Source organism: Pirellulales bacterium (genome assembly GCA_019636345.1).
Lineage (GTDB): Bacteria > Planctomycetota > Planctomycetia > Pirellulales > Lacipirellulaceae.
In genome coordinates, this window is sequence record JAHBXQ010000002.1 from 136,576 (window position 1) to 155,533 (window position 18,958).

The 18,958-nt window shown below is 65.1% G+C and carries 16 protein-coding genes and 1 tRNA gene; 5 read left to right on the top strand and 12 right to left on the bottom strand.

What is annotated here, in order from left to right; all coding sequences use genetic code 11:
* Positions 1-33: 33 nt before the first annotated feature.
* From KF688_04395 to rpsB, 5 genes are all read right to left on the bottom strand, one after another.
* Positions 34-1,983, bottom strand: a complete 1,950-nt coding sequence (locus tag KF688_04395) for a peptidyl-prolyl cis-trans isomerase (GenBank protein ID MBX3424900.1) — start codon at positions 1,981-1,983, stop codon at positions 34-36.
* Positions 1,984-2,173: 190 nt separating this feature from the next.
* Complete coding sequence (gene frr, locus KF688_04400; protein ID MBX3424901.1) at positions 2,174-2,734, bottom strand: ribosome recycling factor; 561 nt, start codon at positions 2,732-2,734, stop codon at positions 2,174-2,176.
* Between the two features lie 195 nt (positions 2,735-2,929).
* Positions 2,930-3,673 (bottom strand): UMP kinase, encoded by a 744-nt coding sequence (gene pyrH / locus KF688_04405; protein MBX3424902.1) that lies wholly within the window; start codon positions 3,671-3,673, stop codon positions 2,930-2,932.
* 169 nt (positions 3,674-3,842) lie between these two features.
* The gene (gene tsf, locus KF688_04410; GenBank protein ID MBX3424903.1) at positions 3,843-4,682 is read right to left on the bottom strand and encodes a translation elongation factor Ts; all 840 of its coding nucleotides are present in this window, start codon (positions 4,680-4,682) and stop codon (positions 3,843-3,845) included.
* A 156-nt stretch (positions 4,683-4,838) separates the two neighbouring features.
* Entirely contained in the window at positions 4,839-5,570 is a 732-nt protein-coding gene (gene rpsB / locus KF688_04415; GenBank protein MBX3424904.1) for a 30S ribosomal protein S2, read from the bottom strand.
* A gap of 346 nt (positions 5,571-5,916) precedes the next feature.
* Between rpsB and KF688_04420 the strand changes: the two genes are divergently transcribed.
* Positions 5,917-7,107: a hypothetical protein gene (locus KF688_04420; protein MBX3424905.1), complete on the top strand. Its 1,191-nt coding sequence runs from the start codon at positions 5,917-5,919 to the stop codon at positions 7,105-7,107.
* A 49-nt stretch (positions 7,108-7,156) separates the two neighbouring features.
* Here KF688_04420 and KF688_04425 read toward each other — a convergent pair whose 3' ends face one another.
* The 3 genes from KF688_04425 to KF688_04435 all read right to left on the bottom strand — a co-directional run bounded on the left by KF688_04425 (position 7,157) and on the right by KF688_04435 (position 9,302).
* Positions 7,157-8,155 (bottom strand): 3'(2'),5'-bisphosphate nucleotidase, encoded by a 999-nt coding sequence (locus tag KF688_04425; protein MBX3424906.1) that lies wholly within the window; start codon positions 8,153-8,155, stop codon positions 7,157-7,159.
* A 307-nt stretch (positions 8,156-8,462) separates the two neighbouring features.
* Positions 8,463-8,533: transfer RNA gene (locus tag KF688_04430), tRNA-Gln, on the bottom strand.
* Positions 8,534-8,627: 94 nt separating this feature from the next.
* Entirely contained in the window at positions 8,628-9,302 is a 675-nt protein-coding gene (locus KF688_04435) for a redox-sensing transcriptional repressor Rex (protein MBX3424907.1), read from the bottom strand.
* A 355-nt stretch (positions 9,303-9,657) separates the two neighbouring features.
* Between KF688_04435 and KF688_04440 the strand changes: the two genes are divergently transcribed.
* The 4 genes from KF688_04440 to KF688_04455 all read left to right on the top strand — a co-directional run bounded on the left by KF688_04440 (position 9,658) and on the right by KF688_04455 (position 14,118).
* Positions 9,658-10,203, top strand: coding sequence for a hypothetical protein (locus KF688_04440; protein MBX3424908.1), 546 nt, complete (start codon positions 9,658-9,660; stop codon positions 10,201-10,203).
* A gap of 420 nt (positions 10,204-10,623) precedes the next feature.
* A complete protein-coding gene (locus KF688_04445) occupies positions 10,624-11,988 on the top strand; it encodes a Gfo/Idh/MocA family oxidoreductase (protein ID MBX3424909.1) in 1,365 nt (454 codons plus the stop codon).
* Positions 11,989-12,573: 585 nt separating this feature from the next.
* The gene (locus KF688_04450; protein MBX3424910.1) at positions 12,574-12,951 is read left to right on the top strand and encodes a hypothetical protein; all 378 of its coding nucleotides are present in this window, start codon (positions 12,574-12,576) and stop codon (positions 12,949-12,951) included.
* 36 nt (positions 12,952-12,987) lie between these two features.
* Positions 12,988-14,118 carry a sodium ion-translocating decarboxylase subunit beta gene (locus tag KF688_04455; protein MBX3424911.1) on the top strand — a complete coding sequence of 377 codons (1,131 nt, stop codon included), beginning with the start codon at positions 12,988-12,990 and terminating at the stop codon, positions 14,116-14,118.
* A gap of 27 nt (positions 14,119-14,145) precedes the next feature.
* On the opposite strand, the gene KF688_04460 is transcribed toward KF688_04455, so the two are convergent.
* The 4 genes from KF688_04460 to KF688_04475 form a co-directional block, all read right to left on the bottom strand.
* Positions 14,146-14,553 carry a bifunctional nuclease family protein gene (locus KF688_04460; GenBank protein MBX3424912.1) on the bottom strand — a complete coding sequence of 136 codons (408 nt, stop codon included), beginning with the start codon at positions 14,551-14,553 and terminating at the stop codon, positions 14,146-14,148.
* A 235-nt stretch (positions 14,554-14,788) separates the two neighbouring features.
* A complete protein-coding gene (locus KF688_04465; GenBank protein ID MBX3424913.1) occupies positions 14,789-16,357 on the bottom strand; it encodes a flotillin family protein in 1,569 nt (522 codons plus the stop codon).
* 180 nt (positions 16,358-16,537) lie between these two features.
* Entirely contained in the window at positions 16,538-17,161 is a 624-nt protein-coding gene (locus KF688_04470; protein MBX3424914.1) for an NfeD family protein, read from the bottom strand.
* A gap of 234 nt (positions 17,162-17,395) precedes the next feature.
* Positions 17,396-18,955: a hypothetical protein gene (locus KF688_04475; GenBank protein ID MBX3424915.1), complete on the bottom strand. Its 1,560-nt coding sequence runs from the start codon at positions 18,953-18,955 to the stop codon at positions 17,396-17,398.
* Between the last annotated feature and the right edge of the window lie 3 nt (positions 18,956-18,958).

Genomic DNA, 18,958 nt, shown 5'->3' on the forward strand with positions numbered 1-18,958 from the left:
GAGCGGTCAAAGAGACCGGTATCGTGCGTTCGGCTATCGAACCCCTGCCGTCGGGCGGACGGCGGCGTCCTGGCGGACGGTCGCTTGACGCTGCCCAGGCTTGCGGTCCTCGGGGCGACTCGAGGTGCCGGCGAGAAAGTTGTCGATCTTTGCGCTCGAGCGGATCTGGTCGTACTTCTCGCTCATCGCCATCCGCAGCTTCTTCTCGAAGATGTCGCGCTGCAGCAGGTCGCGGACTTCGCTCTCTTTGACGTCGATCGGCTTCGTACGTCCTTCGGACCGTAGGATAATGTACTTGTCCTCAACCTGAACGATTCCGGAAAGCTGACCCGGCTGAAGCTGGAACGCCACGTCCTCAAGCTGCGGCTGGCCGCCGTGCCGGCCCAGCGGAGGCACCTCGCCCCGCAACGCTCGGCTGGTCGGTTCGATCGAGTACTGCTCGGCCAGGTCGCCGAAGAACTCCAGCGACGGATTCTTACGGGCCATGTCCCACACCTCCTGGGCGCGACGCATGTTGTCGAGCACGATTGCCCGGCACATCACTCGCTCGCCGTAGTTCGCCTCGAATCCCTTGCGGATGTCGGCTTCGTCGACGATCACTTCGCGAGCAGTCAGTTTTTTGAGCGCCGTCGAAGGCCACAGGGCGTCGCGGTAGTACTCGTCCTGGTCGATTCCCTGGTCGACCGTGACCATTTGCATCCACTTGGTCAAGTCGGCTTTGCCCTGGGCGTCGACCACCCCGGCCAACTCCGCGGCGTGCCGCATTTCAGCGTCGATGTCGGCCTGAGCGACGGTGAGGTTGGCGGCCTTCAGCGCCTGCAGCAAGAGCATCTGCGAGATCTCGGCTTCGAGCACTTCTTCGCCATGGCGCAGGAGGCATTCCTTGTCGAGATCGCTGCGCAGGATGCGGTCGCCGTTGACAGTGGCCACGACGCCGGGCATCTGCTGGCTCAGCTTGGCGTCGTTCAGCACGTTTTGGATCGTCGCGGTCTTCTGCAGGCTGCCGAACAGCTCGTGCGCGGCGGTTCGCAACTTCTCTTCCTTGATCTGCTCCTCGATCTTGCTTTGCACCTGCGCCAGCGGCGTGGCCCGCGCGGGGATGCGGGCTTCGCACTTGAGCAGAATGTGCTGGTTCCCCACCTGTACGACCGGCGACACCTGTCCCGGCTGCAACGCGAACGCCGCCGACTCGACGGCCTGATCCCCCAGGTGCCGACGGATCGGCTGGATGAGCCCGCCGACGCTGGCGCTGTTGACGTCTTCGGACTGCTCGATCGCGGCCCGGGCGAACGCCTCGGGGTTCGCGGCGAGCTGTTGCTGCAGTCGCTGGGCTTTGGTCGCATCGCTGACGGCGATCAGCCGGGCCCGGATCATCTCGCCGTATTCGCGTTCGTAGACCTGATTGATCTCCTGGACGGTCGGCTTAATCGACTCGCCGGCCAACTTGCGAAGCGCGAGCGTGGGCCACACGATGTCGCGAGCGTATTGCTGCGGGGTGATGCCTCGTTCCTTCTGCAGCATCTCGAACCACTGCTCACGTCCCAGTTGGAACCGCTTGGCCATCCGGTCGATCTCGGCGGAGATTTCCTGATCGGTCACCTCGATGCCGCGGTTGGCGCAGTGATTGGCGATGAGCCGCTTGTTGACGAGGCTTTCGAGCACCTCTTCGCCGAAGCGGCGGACGCAGGCGTCGGCCAGCTTTTGCCGACTGACGTCTTCGCCGTTGACGATCGCCATGACGTCGTGCTCGGGACGACCGATACGGGGCAGGGGGGCTTCTGCGACGGGCGGCGCGGTCTTGGTCGCCGGCGTTTGGGCCGCGGCTTCGCGGCCTCCGGCCCCGTGACGCACGAGCGCCGCGACGGCGAGCACCAACACGGCGCCCACGAGCCACGCGGCGCGACGTTTCCATTCGCGAGAACGTACGGTCGTGGCGGCGGGCGAAGCGGCGCGCGACCGCGCCGCAGCTTCCTTGCTGCTCATGACGGTTTCTCCATAAACCGAGTCAAGAATCTGGGTCGACGCGCCCCGAACACGGGAGCGGGCGCGCACACGCAACGGGTTGAGTTGCGCGGGGGAGTATAGGCGAGGCCGGGAAATCCAGGCAAGAGAAGTTGAACAAGCGGGTGCTAGCAAGCGATGCGCGCACAGGCGGCCTCGTCCGACCCTTCGCTCAGCCTTCCATCACCTCGGCTTCTTTCGCCTTGGCAAGCTCGCTGGCTTGGTTCTCGAACTTCTTGGTGAGTTCCTGCACCTCGTCCTTGAGGCCTTTGCAGTCGTCCTCGCTCAGAAGCTTGTCCTTCTCGCTTGCGTCGGCGTGCTTGTTCGCGTCGCGGCGGACGTTGCGGATCGAGACCTTCGTCTCCTCGGTGAGATCCTTAATCCGGGCGACCATTTTCTTGCGGACGTCGCCCGACAGTGCCGGAATATTCAGGCGAATCACCTTGCCGTCGTTGTTGGGCGCCAAGCCCAGATCGCTGGCGATGATCGCCTTCTCGATGTCCTTGAGAATTGACGGATCGAACGGCCGGATGACGATCTGCTGCGGCTCAGGGGCGCTGACCGAACCGAGTTGCTTGAGCGGCGTCGGCGAGCCGTAGGCGTCGACTCGCAGCGAGTCGACGAGCCCCGGATTCGCCCGTCCGGTGCGAATTCCCGTAAGATCGCCTTTGAGCTTGGCGATCGCCTTTTCCATGCGTTCCTCGGAGTCGAGGAGGATTTCATCGAAGGTCATTGGGCGTCGCTCCTTGGTCGTTGAACCGCTGATTTCACGGATGAGGGTCAACCAACCGCAAGAAAGGCGCTGCACGACGCCGCATAGCAAACGACGGTCGATGAATCGCCGGCCAGGTCAGCCATTGTGCTTCGTCAGGGACTGATGGGCCTCTTGAGGCTGCTCCAATTTCGGAAAAATTCGCGCAGGATGCGATCAATCGCGTTTCCCGCTCGTCACCCGCGTGCCGATCGTCTCGCCGCGGACTGCGCGTTCGATGTTGCCGTCTTCGCGGTAATTGAACACCAGGATCGGCAGGTCGTGTTCCATGCAGTGCGCGATCGCCGTCGGGTCCATGACCCGCAGATTCTGGTTGCGACACTGCTCGAACGTCAGGTCGCGGTAGAGGACCGCGTGGGGATTCTTCTCGGGGTCGTCGCTGTAAACGCCGTCGACGCGGGTCGCCTTCATCAGGATGTCGGCGTCGAGTTCCAGGGCCTTTTGCGCCGCGGCCGTGTCGGTGGTGACGAACGGGGCGCCTGTGCCGCCGGCGAGGATTACGATTCGCCCCTTTTCCAGGTGGCGCCGGGCGCGACGACGGATGAACGGTTCGGCGACGCCGTCCATCTTGATCGCGCTCATCAGCCGAGTTTCGCATCCCAGCGATTCCAACGCGTCCTGCAACGCCAGCCCGTTGATGACCGTCGCGAGCATCCCCATGTAGTGGGCCGTCGCTTCGTGCACGCTCGAATTGCCGGCAGTGAACTGAGCGCCGCGGAGGATGTTCCCCCCGCCGATGACGATGGCGATCTCGACTCCCTGCTGTTTCGCCCGATAGGTCTGCGCGGAAATATGCACGACCTCGGTCATGCTGATCCCCCGCTCGCCCCGCGGGGCAAAGCTCTCGCCGGAGAGTTTCAAAATGACGCGGCGATAGGGGCCGGACGTGGGTTCGCTCATGGCGTCGTTGCAAATGCAGGAGGGGAAGTCGCGCGCGGCGCTAGAGCGGTCGAGCCGCTCGCCAACTCGATCCTCGCGAGACCGCGAGACCGCGCGAGACGAGTCTGACGGGTCCGTAAAAAAGCCCCGAGGGTCGCTCGGGGCTTCGTCGTTACTTCTCGGGAGCGGTTCATTCCGCGGCAGCGGCTTCGCCGAGCTGCCAGCGGATGAACCGTTTCACCTTCATGCCGCCTTCCTTGGCGAGTTGGCCGACCGTCTTCGCCTCGTCGCGCACGAACGGTTGCTCGGTGAGGACGTGCTCGGCGTAGAAGTTCTTCATCCGGCCTTCGATCATCTTCTCGATGATGTTCTCTGGCTTCCCTTCGGAGCGCGCTCGCTCCTTCTGGATTTGGCGTTCCTGTTCGATGGCGGCCGGGTCCAGCTCCTCTTTGCTGGCCGCTTTGGGGCTCATCGCCGCGACGTGCAGAGCGACGTCCTTGGCCAGTTCGTCGTTCCCGCCTTCGACCTCGGCGAGCACGCCGATCTTGGCCATGTGGACGAATCCGCCGCACGGGGCGTCAATCCGCTCAAGCCGGGTCAGGTTGAACACTTCGCGGATCTTGTTCTGGATCTCGTCGCGCCAGTCTTCGAGCGTCTGCCCCTTCTTGCTCGGGGCGGGTTGCTTCCACAAGTCCTCCGCGGACTTGGCGCCGGGGCCCTTGGCAAGCTGGGTCGCCAAGTCGTTCGCCAGGGCGACGAACTCCTCGTTCGAAGCGACCGGGGCGCTCTCGCACTTCAGCTCGATCATGGCGCCCACTTTGCCGGCCACGCTGGCGTAGACGCCGATGCGGCCTTCTTCGGTGGTGCGGTCGGTCCGCTTGCCCATGAACTTCTTGCCCGCCTCGCGCAGGGTCTGCTTGGCGGCTTCCATGTCGCCGCCGCTCTCGGTCAGGGCCTTCTTGCATTCCATCATGGGAAGCTGCGTTTCGTCGCGCAGCTTCTTGACCATGTCAGCGGTAATCTCCGGCATGGAACTCGTTGCTCCTTGAATCTCGTGTCGCTTGAATCGGTGGATTATCCGGCGGGTCAGGGCGAGGGCTCGGCAGGCCTACGCAGGCGAAGCCGCTCTCGCGGTCGCTTGCCGGCCTTCGCGTCGTCGACCGCGACGACCAGCCCCCGCGAAGCGTTACTCCTTCGCTTCCGCCCCTTCGTTGCGTTGCTGCTGCGTGACGGTCGCCTTGATCTTGCCTTGGGCGATCGCGTCGGCCAGCATCCGCACGACGATCTCGATCGAACGCATGCTGTCGTCGTTGCCGGGGATCGGCAGGTCGACCAGATCGGGGTCGCAGTCGGTGTCGATCAGGGCCACCGTGGCGATTCCCAGCTTGCGGGCTTCGCTGACCGCGTTCTTTTCCTTGCGCGGATCAACGATGACCAGGCACTCCGGAAGGCGGGTCATCGTACGCATGCCGTGCAGGTTTTGATGGATCTTGCGGTACTCGCGGTTGAGCGTCGACTGCATCTTCTTCGAGTACGTGTTGATTTCCTCGCTGTTGAGGATGCGATCCAACTGCTCGAGCCGACCGAGTCGGTCGCGGATCGTGCGGAAGTTGGTCAGCGTGCCTCCTAGCCAGCGGTCGGCTACGTAGGGCATGTGGCACCGCTCGGCCTCACGTTGAATCGTCTCGCGAGCTTGACGCTTGGTTCCCACGAACAGGATCTGGCTGTTGCGCGAGGCTACGTCGTGCAGGTACTTCTTGGCACGCAGCAGGCCGCGGACCGTCTCGCGAACGTCGATGATATGGATCAGATTACGGCGGGCGTAAATGTACGGCCGCATCTTGGGATTCCAGCGGCTGCTGCGGTGGCCGAAGTGGACGCCCGACTCGACCAACTCTTTGACTAGTTCCGAGGACACGAGGGGATGCTCCTGACGGCGTGGCACGCCGGCTATGTCCCGCCCCGGGCACGTGCTGGGGGAGGGCGTCCGACGTTGGAAACGTTCATTCGGCCTGAATTCAATCCCGGCGGGGGGACTGCCCCCGCACGGAGTGGCTCGGGCCGGGCGAGCCAAGTTAGCCCTGCAATTTAGTGGGGCGGCAGTTGACAGTCAATCGGCCCGGAGACCGGCAATTTCAGCAAAACCTCTCGCGGCTCAACGACTTACGCCGTCAGGCACGGCTCGCCGCGGCCGACGTGGCACGCGGGGGCTTGGTTTGCTACGCTTCCGACCCATTTTGCCCATTCGCCGCCGGGGAAGCTCGATGGATCCGACCGCCACGCCCCAATTTTCGCTCGCCGGCCAAGCCCTGCTGGATCACATCGCCGAGCGGGCTGCTCAGATGGCCAAGGCCGAGGTCCTGGCCCGCGAGGAACGCCGCAATCGGACGCTGACAACGGTGATCGCCGTGCTCGGCTTGGCCGGCGTGGGCGCCGTGATGGGAGGGCTCAAGCTGCTGGTTTGGCAAGAGATGCACAGCGTCGAGACGCGCATGGCCGAGTTACGCGACGAACTCGACGCGGCCGTCGGCGCCCGCTTTGCGGACCAGACGATTCAAACCGTCAATCACGTCCGCGAGCAAGTGCTGGCCGACGTGGCGAAGGAACTGGGCGACGTGCGCCGGCAGCTGCAGGTCAACAGTCAGTTCGAGGAATACGCCGAGTTGGCCGACCGCGTGGCGGAGCGACTCTCGGGGGTTCATCGCGGCCAGGACAAGTACGTCGCCGCCGTATTGGGCGAGACGATGCAGGCGATCCGGGCCGTCGCCGCCGAGCCCGAGTTGACCGGCCGGACCCGGTTTCTGGTCGTGACGCGGCGCATCGTCGAGGTGCTCGTGCGGTTCAATCGGGTCGCTGAGATCGACGAAATCGACGACCTGCTCGGGGACTTCATCCGCCGTGACGCCGAACTCGCCAAGGCCTTGGCCGACCACTACGGGCAACTGGTCGTCGGTTCGCCGTTGCCCCTGCCGGAGCAAGTTCGCCACGTCGAACGTCTTGAGCGCTACGCGACCGCCGCGGGGCACACGGTGTACGCCCACAAGCAACTCGTGTGGCGGCTGTTCCTGGAGTTCAAGCGCAACGGCTTCCAACGCACCGCCGCGACCGACGGCTTGCTGGAATCGTCACAAGACCTGACGCCTGAGAGCCGCGAGCAGTTTTGGTTCGATCTGTGCTTGTACAGCGACCCGTCGCTGTGGATGATCGCCGTCGACCAGCAGGGACGAGAGCTGAAACGGTTGATGGCTGCGCTCGTCGAGCGATATCCGATCGTCGCCAATATGATCGAACAGGTCGTCGAGGCGAATCCGGCCATCCAGCAGAACATCGCCGAGCGGCGGATGCGGACGCGATCGATCATGGCGACGCACGGGCAGCCCGCGGAGGACCAGCCGCAATCGCCCCCGCAAACCCCCGCAAAGACCGCAGCGGCGACGGGCGCCCAGAGACGCTAAAGGGCAGGAGGCGGGGCTGCTGCCGAAGCAGGACCCTTTCGCGTCCCCGCTACGCGCCAATCGCACGCAAACCCGCCAGAAACGCGTCGTGCAGCTTGCCGTTGGTGGCCAGCACGCCCCGATTGGTCGCCAATGTGCGACCGTGGGCGAAATCGAGCGGTTTCCCGTCGAGATCGGTGACGCGTCCCCCCGCTTCTTCGACGACGATCGACCCCGCCGCTTGGTCCCAGATCTTTTCGCGATAGTCGGGCCGTCCTGGCGAGAGGAGTCGCAGCAGCACGTCGCCGCCGCCGGCGGCCAGCACCGCGTACTTGGCCTGGCTGTCGAGCGGCACCGGCGGAGCCGACACGGCCAGTTTCTCGACGAGGGCGCCGATGCCCCCCGTGTCGGTGTGCCCTTTCTCGACCGAGCGGAGCAGCCGGGCCTCGGCGGGAGCGGCGACGTCGGCGACGCGGAGCTCGATCCACGGCGCCTGCGGTTCATCGAGCGGCTGCGTACGGACGCCTTGCCCGCGCACAGCCACGACCACCGAGCCGGCCCCCCCTTTGGCCGCGCGGGCCGCCCCTTCAAGTTCGGGACAGCCCAGGGCGCCAATCTCAACCTGCCCGTTGCGAATCAGGGCGAGCGCCACTGCGTACTGATCGCCGCGCAGGAAACCCTTGGTGCCGTCCACGGGATCGAGCGTCCAGAACTCCGCCGGCGGCTCAGTGTCGCCCCGATCGATCCACTCGCAGACCGCGTCGGCCGTCGCCTCCGGCAGCACCGTCGCCACGAAGCGCGTGATTTGCTCAAGCGTCTCGCGACCCGCCTCCTCCCGCAGCACGGCCGCGTTCTCCTCGCCGACCAGCACGGCTTGCTCGTTCCAGGCCTGCAGCCGATGGGCCACCAGCGCTTGCGCCGCGAAATCGGCGACCGTCACCGGCGACCGATCGTCTTTTGTGAGCGCTCCGCCGATCAGTTCGGATTGAACGAGGCGAACAAGCTGCGCCGCCTCGCGGACTGCGGCAACGGCGAACTGAACCGCGGGGACGTCAAACGGAGAACTCACGCTGTCGACTCCTGGAAGTTGGAATTTGCGGCGCGCGTTTTGCGCCATGGCCCGCGAGTTGATGCCGGGGCTGGGGAGGGATCGGCTCGCAGCAACCCGCAGGATCCGTCCGGCCTGCGATTGTCGGGCGTCTGGAGTCGGGCTTTTCGCCGCCCCCAGAGGGGCGGTTTCGAAATAGCCGAGAGCTTCGCTCTGCTCCGACCCAGCCGCCCAAATGGGTTCTTGGATGTGCGCTCACGCCCAGTGGTTTGTCAGCCTGCGACCAAGCGCTCGTTGCGGGCCGGGAGAGGCGCACAGGCGGCAGAAGCTACCCCGCCAGGGCTCGAACCTGGAATGAGGGAATCAAAATCCCTAGTGTTACCATTACACCACGGGGTAGTGGCGGGCGCGCCGCGGACTTGTCGCCAAGGCGCCGCCCAACTGCTGCCAGCAGAGCAGTTTACGGCGAAGGCCCCGCAGGGAAAAGGGCCGCCTACTCGTCGCCGACTTTTAACCGATTCGCCACGGCAAAAGTCACCTGTTCCAGCTCGCGGGCTAGGTCGACCCCCACTTTGCTGACTCCCTCAGGGACGTTCACCGTCACCGGGGCGAAGTTGACGATCCCCGAAACCCCAGCCGCTACGAGTTTGTCGGTCGTCGGCTGGGCGAATGGCGCCGGCACGGCGACGATGCCGATCTCGATCCGCAGTCGCCGGACTTCCTCGACAAGCGACTCCATGGGATAGACCGGCACCCCCTCGACGGGGCTTCCCGCTTTGCTTGAGTCCGAGTCGAACGCTGCGACGATGACGAACCCTTGCGGCTCGAACCCGCGGTAACCCAACAGGGCTCGGCCCAGATTGCCTACGCCTACCAACCCGACGTTCCAGGTGCGGTCGGTCCCGAGGATCTTGCGGATCTCGGCGACGAGCTCGTCGCAGCGATATCCGATGCCTGGGTGGCCGAAGTGCCCGAAATGGGCCAGATCTTTGCGAACCTGAGCGTCCGTGAACCCGAGCCGCCGGCCGAGTTGGCTGCTGCTGGTGGTCTGGCGGTTCTCGGCCAGCAAGTGATGGAGTTCGCGCAGATACATGCTGAGCCGGTTGACGACGGCCGCGGGAACGGCGGTTCCGTCCGGTCTCGCAGGAGTGGGCTTGGAAGAGCTCATGCGACGTGCTGGCGCCAGGGCCGTGGCAAGTTCGTCGTCCGCAGCGGTCGAGACGACGCGATTTGACCGAAGGCTAATCAGCAGCATGACTTGCGAAGAGGCCGCCGCTGCCGCATTTACTCTAAATCAACGTCCATCCCGCAGCAAGACAAACTTGCTTCGGGAGGCGGAACGGGGGGTGCGACGATTTGTTGGATTCTGCCGATTCTGCCGCCGATACCAGTTTTGCGGGTTTGCTAGACAAGCAGGCCGGGGGATTGGCCCGGCAAACGACCCATAGCGCCCGGCCGGCCCCGCAGCCGACCGAGCCACCGTCGGCCGCCGCGCCGGCGTCGACTCACAGGGGGGATATTCGATGAGACAATGCATCGCGCTTGCGAGCCTGGCGTGCCTGTTCGCCGCCGGCTGCGCAAACTCTGGTTTCTTGGGCAATCGGGGCGGTGAAGCGAGTCATGTCGCGGTCTCGCGGAACGCTCCGCGGCCGGGCGTGTTCCGCTCGCCTGGGGCCCCCTGTTGCGAGCTCTGCTCGTTCAACAGCAAAGGGGGCTGCGACGCCGATTGCGGTTGCAGCGTGGGCGGGTGCTGCGAGGACGATTGTTGCGGCGACGAGTGCTGCGGCAACGGCAAGGGCCGGAAGGGCAAAGGCCTCTTTAGCGGAGGACTGTTCGGCAGTCGGAGCGGCGGAAAGGCCTGCGGCAACGATCCTTGCAACTGCAATCCCGGCATGTGCGGCGTCGTCGGGGGGCTCGCCAGCGGGTTCTGTCCTCACGGCGGCGGATACCCCGAGTACCCGACCTACAATCCCGGCCCGCCTACCGGGCAAGTCGCTTATCCCTACTACACGGTCCGCGGTCCGCGGGACTTTCTGATGAGCAACCCGCCTTCAATCGGACCGTATTGAGCGGAGACTGGGTCGCCCGGTAGCCGTTTCTGCCGACGCTCAAAAACGCTGCGAGCAGGGACGCTCGCATAGCCAGCCGCCCTTCGTGCACGGACTCGCACGCCAGGCGGCTGGCTTTTTCTATGCGCTCGCGGTCGTGCCGTCCGATTTGGCAGGGGCGATGCGCACCGGGAATCGGCGCCCGCTTTGCGGCAGGCAGGCGCAATCGCGCGTCCTCGGCAGGTTGTGCAAGCTGATCGAGGTTTCCTGCAACCGGAAGGTCGCATCGACAGGAGACGGCTGAATTTGACTGTGCGATCAAGCCCGGGCATGTGCGAAAGTCGGCCGGTTCGTTGCGATCCCGCTCCAACGCGGCGCACGAAATAGAATGGGGGGATCGAGCGCGCCTCGCCGCCGACACCGAACTCGACGCCTCGCCCCATGAATCAGCCTCGCGCCGTCTGCCGTCGTCAGTTTCTTGCCCGTGCCGCGGCCGCGCCGTTGTTCGTGCGGGCGACGGCGTTGGGTTACGGCGCGCCGCCGCCGGCCAGCGGGCGCGTGCGGATGGGCCTCGTCGGGTGCGGCATTCACGGCGGGGGGTGGAATCTCGACCAGATGTTCGCCGATCCCCGGCAACAGGTGGTCGCGGTTTGCGACGTCGACGCGAACCACGCCGCCGCCGCGGCCGAGCGCGTCGACCGCCACTACTCGACCATGCTCGGTCGGTCGTACCGCTGCGACGTCTACCGTGACTTTCGCGATCTGGTTAATCGTCGCGATCTCGACGCGGTCGACGTCGCCACGCCCGACCACTGGCACGCCGCGATCGCGATCATGGCCCTCCGCGCCGGCAAGCATGTCATCTGCGAAAAGCCGCTGTCTCTCACCGTACGCGAGGGGCGGCTTATGGCCGACGAGGCGAAGCGGAGCGGGCTGGCGTTCCAAACAGCCATGGAGAGCCGTTCTATCGACACCCATATTCGCTTGGCCGAGCTGGTTCGCGGCGGGTTCATCGGGGAGTTGAAGCACGTCAAGGTGCTGCTCGAGCGGGGGAACGCCGGCCGGGGGAACGAGGAGTTCACGGAGCAACCGCCGCCGCCCCATCTCGACTACGACATGTGGCAGGGGCAGGCCCCCGAGGCGCCGTACTGCCCGGCGCGGGTTCACAACACCTACCGATGGAATCTGGCGTATTCGGGGGGGCGGCTCACCGACTGGGGCGCTCACCTCATCGATCTCGCTCAGTGGGCGAGCGGTCGACAATTGTCCGGCCCGGTCGCCGTCGAGGGGACCGGCGTCTTTCCGCCGCGCGACGCGGTGTGGAACACGGCGACCGACTTCGACCTGCACTACCGCTACGCCGACGGCCTGACGATGCACGTCTGGGGGGAGGTCCCCGGGATCAAGTTCGAGGGGACCGAGGGCTGGATTATGTTTCGCGGCTGGCGGCAGCCGTTGCGGGCAAGCGATCCCAAGATTCTTGACGCGACGATCCCTCCGGAGAAGCGACTGCATCGGCCCCGGACAATTATTCCACGGACCGCTGAGACGGTCGGCGGCGAACACCTCGACTTCGTCGATTGCATTCTCAACGGAGGCGAACCCTACGCCCCCGCCGAAGTCGGGCACCGGACTGCGACCGTCGCCCACCTGGGCAACATCGCCATGCGGCTGGGACGGCCGCTGGCGTGGGACCCCCAGCGGGAGGAGTTCCCCGCCGAACCCGAGGCCAACATCTTGCTGGAGCGTCCACAGCGAGAGCCCTGGTCGTTGGCGCGTATCGATTCGTGGATCAACGTGGGGTGAGCGACTCCATGTGTGCGAACGATGCCGCGCACTGCGAGTCGAGATCGCTCAGTTCGCGGAAACGTGGCGCCTGACTCCGAGGCGCGCCGTGACTAACCCGTGACGAGCATGTCTCTCGATACGGACATCGTTGTTATCGACGATTTCGGCAATCGCAAACGCCGAGCAAAGTCCTCTTGGTCGTGATCTTGAGTGCGGCTCACGTACGCAATATGTACGCACTGGCCAACCGCTGAACACTTCGAGCAGGGATTCTTCTCCCCTGCGGCAGACGGCAGTCGCTCAAGTCCCCCGGCGCGGAACTTGCTCAAGTCACGACCATCTTGCGAGCAATCGAACGGCGGGACGCGAACGTGCGTGGCCGTTCCGATTGATCTCGACCGACCATGCCTCCGCCCGCTCGACGAGCACCGTCCCCGCCGCGGGCGCCGAATGTTGCCGATGCTGGATCGCACAGCGTAGCGACGCCGACTCTCGGGTCGTCGGCTACGGTCATGCGACACAATCCTCCTGCAACGTCAGGCGACGCCGATCGCGAACTGTTGAGCAATCGGACACGACCCGCACCCGCCTGCAAAACATCCCATGCACGAAGCCGTCATCCTGATCGCCGCCGACTTGCCCGTTCACCCTTCGCCCGGCGAGATGCTTAGCTTTCTTGCCGGGGGGGTCGCCGTCGTCCTGGCCGCATTGTCGTTCATCGCCCTGTGCACCAGTTCCGTGGGCTTGGCGCTCAAGCTGCTGGCGCCGAGGACGCCGGTCCATGCCTCGGCCTCGGCCGGGGTCGTCGCCGACGAACTGTCCGAGGACGTCGCGGTGGTGATCGCCGCGGCCGTGGCGGTGGCGATCCAGGAGCCGCACCGCATCCACTACGTCCGCAGCTACGACGAATCGATCTGGACGCTCGGGGGCCGGATGCAGCATCACAGTTCGCACCAAATTCAACCGCGGGACCGTCGCTGAATCGATCCGTTCCGCCGGCGTCAGAGAGCTCGCCCCATGCTCCAGGATTTCTACGAGATCACAGCGTTCGACTCCGTGACCGGCCCCATGATCATCATGTGGGCGATCACGGCCCTGCTCGTCTACCTGGCGATCGCCAAAGAGTTTGAGCCGATGCTGCTGCTGCCAATCGCCTTCGGGTCGCTCTTGGCCAATTTGCCGACGATCGGCATTCTCAACCCGCCTCACAACGGCGAGCCGGGAGGGCTGTACTACTACATTTTCAAAGGGGTGGAGTGGGAACTCTTCCCGCCGCTGATTTTTTTGGGCGTAGGAGCGCTCACCGATTTCGGCCCGTTGATTGCCAATCCTCGAACTCTGCTGCTGGGCGCCGCGGCGCAGGGCGGCGTGTTCGTCACCTTCCTGGGCGCGTATTGGCTGGGATTCACGCCGCAGGAAGCGGCCTCGATCGGCATTATCGGCGGAGCCGACGGGCCGACGTCGATCTTCATCGCGAACAAGCTCGCCCCCGATTTGGTCGGACCGATTGCGGTGGCCGCTTACTCTTATATGGCCCTTGTGCCGCTGATCCAGCCCCCGATCATGCGGGCCCTGACGACCGATGCGGAACGTCGAATCCGCATGAAATCGCTCCGCAAAGTCAGCAAACGCGAGCGGCTGATCTTCGCGTTCATGACGCTCATCGTCTGCATTTTGATCGTCCCTTACGCCTCGGCTCTGATCGCGATGCTCATGTTGGGAAACATCCTCCGCGAGAGCGGCGTCGTCGAGCGGCTCTCGAAGGCCGCCCAGAACGAAGTGATCAACGTGATCACGATCTTTCTGGGCTCAAGCGTCGGCATCACGATGACGAGCGACTCGTTTCTGCAGGCCAAAACGCTCAAGATTCTGTCGATGGGGGTCGTCGCGTTCAGCGTGTCGACGGCGTCCGGCGTCCTGCTGGCCAAGCTGATGAACCTGCTCAGCCCCGCCAAGCCGATCAATCCGCTGATCGGTTCGGCCGGCGTCTCGGCCGTGCCGATGGCGGCCCGAGTTTCCCAGATCGAGGGGCAGCGCGTCGACCCGCAAAACCACCTGTTGATGCACGCGATGGGCCCCAACGTCGCAGGCGTTATCGGCACGGCAGTCGTCGCGGGATACTTCATCGCCCGGCTGTCGGGGCGGTAGGTCGACGCAAGTCCGCACCCGAGCGGTTTACTTCTCCGGCACGGCGTCGCGGAGGACTTCCTCGCTGACGTAGATCGGCAGCGGCGGATCGCAGGTGACGGCCACCGCGATCGCGTCGCTGGGGCGGGCGTCGACCTCGATCAGCTCTCCCTCTTGTCGGACGCGCAGCACCGCGTAATACGTGTGGTCCTTCAGCGTGCTGATGACCACGTCCTGGAACTCGCCGCCGAGCTGCTCGACGGCGTTGACCAGCAGGTCGTGCGTCAACGGGCGCGGGGTCTCGTGTTTCTTCACGTGGCGATCAATGCTCGTCGCCTCGAAGATGCCGATAAGGATCGGAAAGCTGCGCTCGCCGTCGATCTCTTTCAGCCAGATCACCTGTTCACTGGTGACCTCGCTGATGATGATTCGAGACAACTCCATCGCAACAGGCATCGCGGCGTTCCTTAGACGGCAAGCAAGGGCGAGAGCCCGACTCCGAGCCGACGTCGCCCCCGGAGCAGCAGCGTCATTATAGAAACCCCGTAGCGCCGGGGGGAAGAGTCGCGACGAAAGCGACAAGCGGAGAAAAACTCAGCCGCTCAACACGGACGCCCGGGGTTGTCTGTTGACGGCCCCGGGCGCTCCGCAGTTGGCCGATCAATGGCCCGTCGCAGGGTATGGCCCCGGATCATTTGCCGACCCTGTCCCCCGCCGCCGCCGTCGTTGTCGTCGTCGCCGGAGCGCCGTTCTCCACCGACTTGCTCGTGTCGTCGGCCCCGACCAGCTTCGCCAGACTCTCGGGGATGTCGACTCCGCCGATGTCGCGCATCACCTGCATCATCGGGGGGAGCGTGCCGGCCATCTTGTGGAGGAAGTCCGCCGTATTGCTGCGGCCGTTGCTGCCGCCGCTCTCCCAGACGACGACCTTGTCGAACTTGATGTTGCTGATCGCCTTGGCCGAACTCTCCGCGAGATTGTCGAGGTGCTCCAGCATCATCAGTTGGAACGCCTCCTTGGCGCCGCCGCACGCTTCGACGATCTGCTTGAGGCCTTCGCCCTTTTTGGCCAGGATTTCGTAATGCCCGCGGGCCTCGGCCTCGAGCTTGGCGTAGATCGCCTTCGCCTCGCCCTCGGCCTCGAGACGGCGCTTTTCGGCCTCGGCCTCGGCGTCGACGAGGATTTTCGCCTTGAGGGCCTTCGCGGGGGCTTCAAACTTGGCCCGCTGTTCGGCCTCGACGCGCTCCGCTTCGGCGAGGGCGGCCTTGGCCATCGCCCGGTTCTGGATCTCGACCACCGCCGCTTCGGCTTCGCGTTTGCGGGCCTCGCCCTTTTCATACGCCTCGGCTCGTTGCACCAGCAGCGTCGCTTGCGACGCGGCGATCTTCGCCTCGGCGACGTTTTCGCCATCCACCGCCAGCGCGTTGGCGGTGGCGACCGCGATCCGCTTCTCTTGCTCGGCCCGTTTGACTTCGACGTCGCGTTGGAACGCCGAGGTCTGCTCGCCGATGGTCTGTTCTTTTTCCAGTTCTGCGACGCGGACGGCCTGCTCGCGGGCCGCTTCGCGGGTGCCGATTTCGCGCAGCTTGGTCGCGTTGGCGACGTTGACCACCTTCGCGCGTTCCGCCTCGGCCACGCGGATTTCGCCTTGTCGCACTTCGTCGGCGACGTCGCCGCGGGCCTGCTGGATCGCCTGGCTGGCCGCCTTCTGGCCGATTGCGTCGATATAGCCGCTTTCGTCCGTGATGTCGGTGATGTTTACGTTGATCAGCACGAGGCCGATCTTCTTAAGCTCCGGCTCGACCGAGCCTTGGATGTGCTCCAGAAACGTGTCGCGGTCGCGGTTGATGTCCTCGATCTTCATCGAGGCGATCACCTGGCGCAACTGGCCGAAGATGATTTCCTCGGCCTGCTTGCGGATCTCAGGCGTCGACAGTTCGAGCAGGCGAATCGCCGCGTTGGTCATCACCTCGGGTTGCGTGCCGATGGCCACGGTGAACACGCTGGGGACGTTCACGCGGATGTTTTCCATCGAGAGGGCCCCGCGGAGCGGGATCTCGATCTGGATCGGCTCGAGGCTCAGGTAGCGATAGTCCTGAATCAGCGGAATCACGAACGCGGCGCCGCCGTGCACGGTCTTCGCGGCCGTGCCTTGGTTGGTCTTGCCGAAGATGACCAGCACTTGGTTGCTGGAGCAGCGTTTGTAGTTGGCCTTCAGCAAGATGATGGTGCCGAAGAACAGCACCGCCACGAGCCCCATCAGGCCGGCGGCCCACACTTGAGTTGGAATGCCCCACAGGGCCCCGATCACCAGCGAGCAGTCAGTCAGTGAGTTCATCGTATGCGCCTTCGAGTAAATCGTGAACGGCAGTGAATTGTCAGACGGATCAAGTCAATGCGGCGGGAAGCTCGATCGCTTCCGGCGCGGTAGTCAAGCGGATCACGCTTCGACGGGGGTCGCGATGCGAGTGACTTCCAACGTGTCGTGGCCGTTCACCGCGACGACCTCGACGGCCGTGCCCGTGCGGATCGGCTCGGAGTCGTCGGTGACGGCGGCGAACTCGACGATGCGGTTTTGCATGGTCAGTTGCACCTTGCCGAGTCCGGCGCGGGCCGCGGGGACCGGAATGTAAACGGTGGCATGTTCGCCGACGGCGTTCATGATGTTCTCGTTGCCCGAAGACGCGAGTCGCATGATCGCGCGCATGACGTAGTACATGCCGAACATCGCGGCGAGTCCCGTCAGGACGGCCGCGAACAGCGACGCGGTGGGGCCGAAATCGGCCGCCCGCAGCGTCAGGCCGCTGAATCCGAAGAATGCCAAGGCCGCAACGATCGAACGGAACGACAGCACGCCGAACAACCACGTGCTGTCCGGATGATGGAGATCGCCGTCGGAGAGATCGCCAAGGTCCGCAATATCGCCTCCCGCGGCGCCGGCGTCACCGCCCGACAGGTCGCCGTCGAAGCCGTCGCCTCCCAAGCCGATCACCGACATCAGAAACTGGCACGCCATCACGGTGCCGCCGATGATGGCTGCGGTCAGGAAGCAAATGTCGAGCATAGTGAGATCACCCTCCCGGGGCGGCCGCCGTGCGTGCGGGACGACCGCACCTGAACCGGCAAAGCCGCTTGATAGTGTAGCTTTCTCAGCGGCGCAGGGCTAAAAGGGCTGCGCCGAAAGTGACGAATCTGCCGGGCCCGCCAGCCTGGGTCGCCAGCCAGGGTTCCGGCGATTGTCGGGGGCTTATTCGCCGGGACGGGAGGAATCTTGCCCGCAATCGCCGGGCGAGCGGGGCTACTCGTCGCCCCGCTGGCGAATCTTGGCTGCGGCTTCGCGGGCCGCAGCGGCGATGTCCTCGTTTTCGCTCCGGGCCGCCTGCCGCATGATCCGCAGGCTCGCCTTCGTGCCGCATTCTCCCAGCACCTTGATCACGGCCAAATTGACTCCGGGCTCCTCGGCGGGGACCATCTCCAGCAGGGGGGGCTCGGCGAGTTCGCCCATCAGCACCAGCGCCCGCGAGGCGGCCTCCTGCTGCTGGGTTTCCTTCAACAACGCGGCGACTGCCTTCGCCCCCTCGGGGGTCGGGTGCTTGCCGAGGCCCGCCAGGACCGCCTCCTCAAGCGGTTGCGCCCCTCCCTCGACGAGCTTCACAAGCACCGGCACGGCGAACTTGCCTGCCCACAGGACGAGTCCCTCGACCGCCTCGGCGCGGTGCGACGCGTCGCCGGTCGCCAACTCGCGGAACGCGACGGCGATCTCCTTGCGGATTTGCGCGTCGGCGACGTCGGTCGGCTTCATTTTCAGCAAATGGTCGAGCGCCAATTCATGGTGGGGCGCCTGGGGATCGCGGAGGTTCGTCAGCAGTTTCTGGTGATAGTCGGCCGCCCCCGGCGTCGGCGGACGTTGCCGCTCTTCCTCCGCCAGTCGCTCGCGCTCGGCCTCTTCCTCGCGCTGGCGGGACTCGGCGGCCTGCCGCTCGGTCTCCTCGGCCTGCCGGCGTTCGTATTCGGCTTGTTCGGCCGCTATCCGCTCGTGCTCGGCGCGCTCCTCGTCGGTCATCCCGGCGAAGGGTCCGGCGAGCTCTTCGGTGACTTCGAGAGTGATCTCGCACCGTTCGGGGATGAAATCGACGACCGTGCCGAAATCGATCGAATCGCGAAACGCCTGCATGTCGGCCACGGGGGCGATCATGAGATTCGTCTCCCCAGTGTCGTCGAGGTCGGCGACCGTAGCGAGGGTCGCCCCCGAGCCGGCGAGATTGCGGAGCCGCTCGATCGCTTCCTCGTGATCGAAGTCGCGACCGCCGCGGATCGTCACCTCGGCGACCCGTTCCGGGCCATGTTGTTCGTACGCGACTCGTACCTGTTCGACCTCCGATTTGAGATTGCCGGCAAGCGCCGGATCGAGCCCCGCTTGAATCGCCATCGCGTCGATGAGATCGACGGCCAACTGGGCCGAAGCCATGCGCAGCTCGTTCCAGAATTCAGGAGGCAACCCGCGCAAGGACTCAAGTCGTTGAGACTCGCCGGCCATCTCCATTTGCAGCCGAGCCAAGTCCTGTTCCAGTTGGCTGACCTGGGTCTTGAGCCCGCGAACTTGGCCGTGCTCCTTCTCGTACGCGGCAATTTCCTTGAGCGCGACGCTGAATTCGGCGAAGGCCGGTTTGATCTTGCCGACGGCGACGCTGGCCGACGGGGCGTCCTGCACCGATTTGAGCAGCGTCGTGAGCTGCTCCATCGACTTCACCGCGTTCTGGGCGGCGTTCATGCCGCTGTTCCCGGAACAGCCGACCAACAGCACAATCGCTGCGGCGGGCAGGACCAGCCGCCGTCGAAGAGCGAAATCGCGAGACATGGC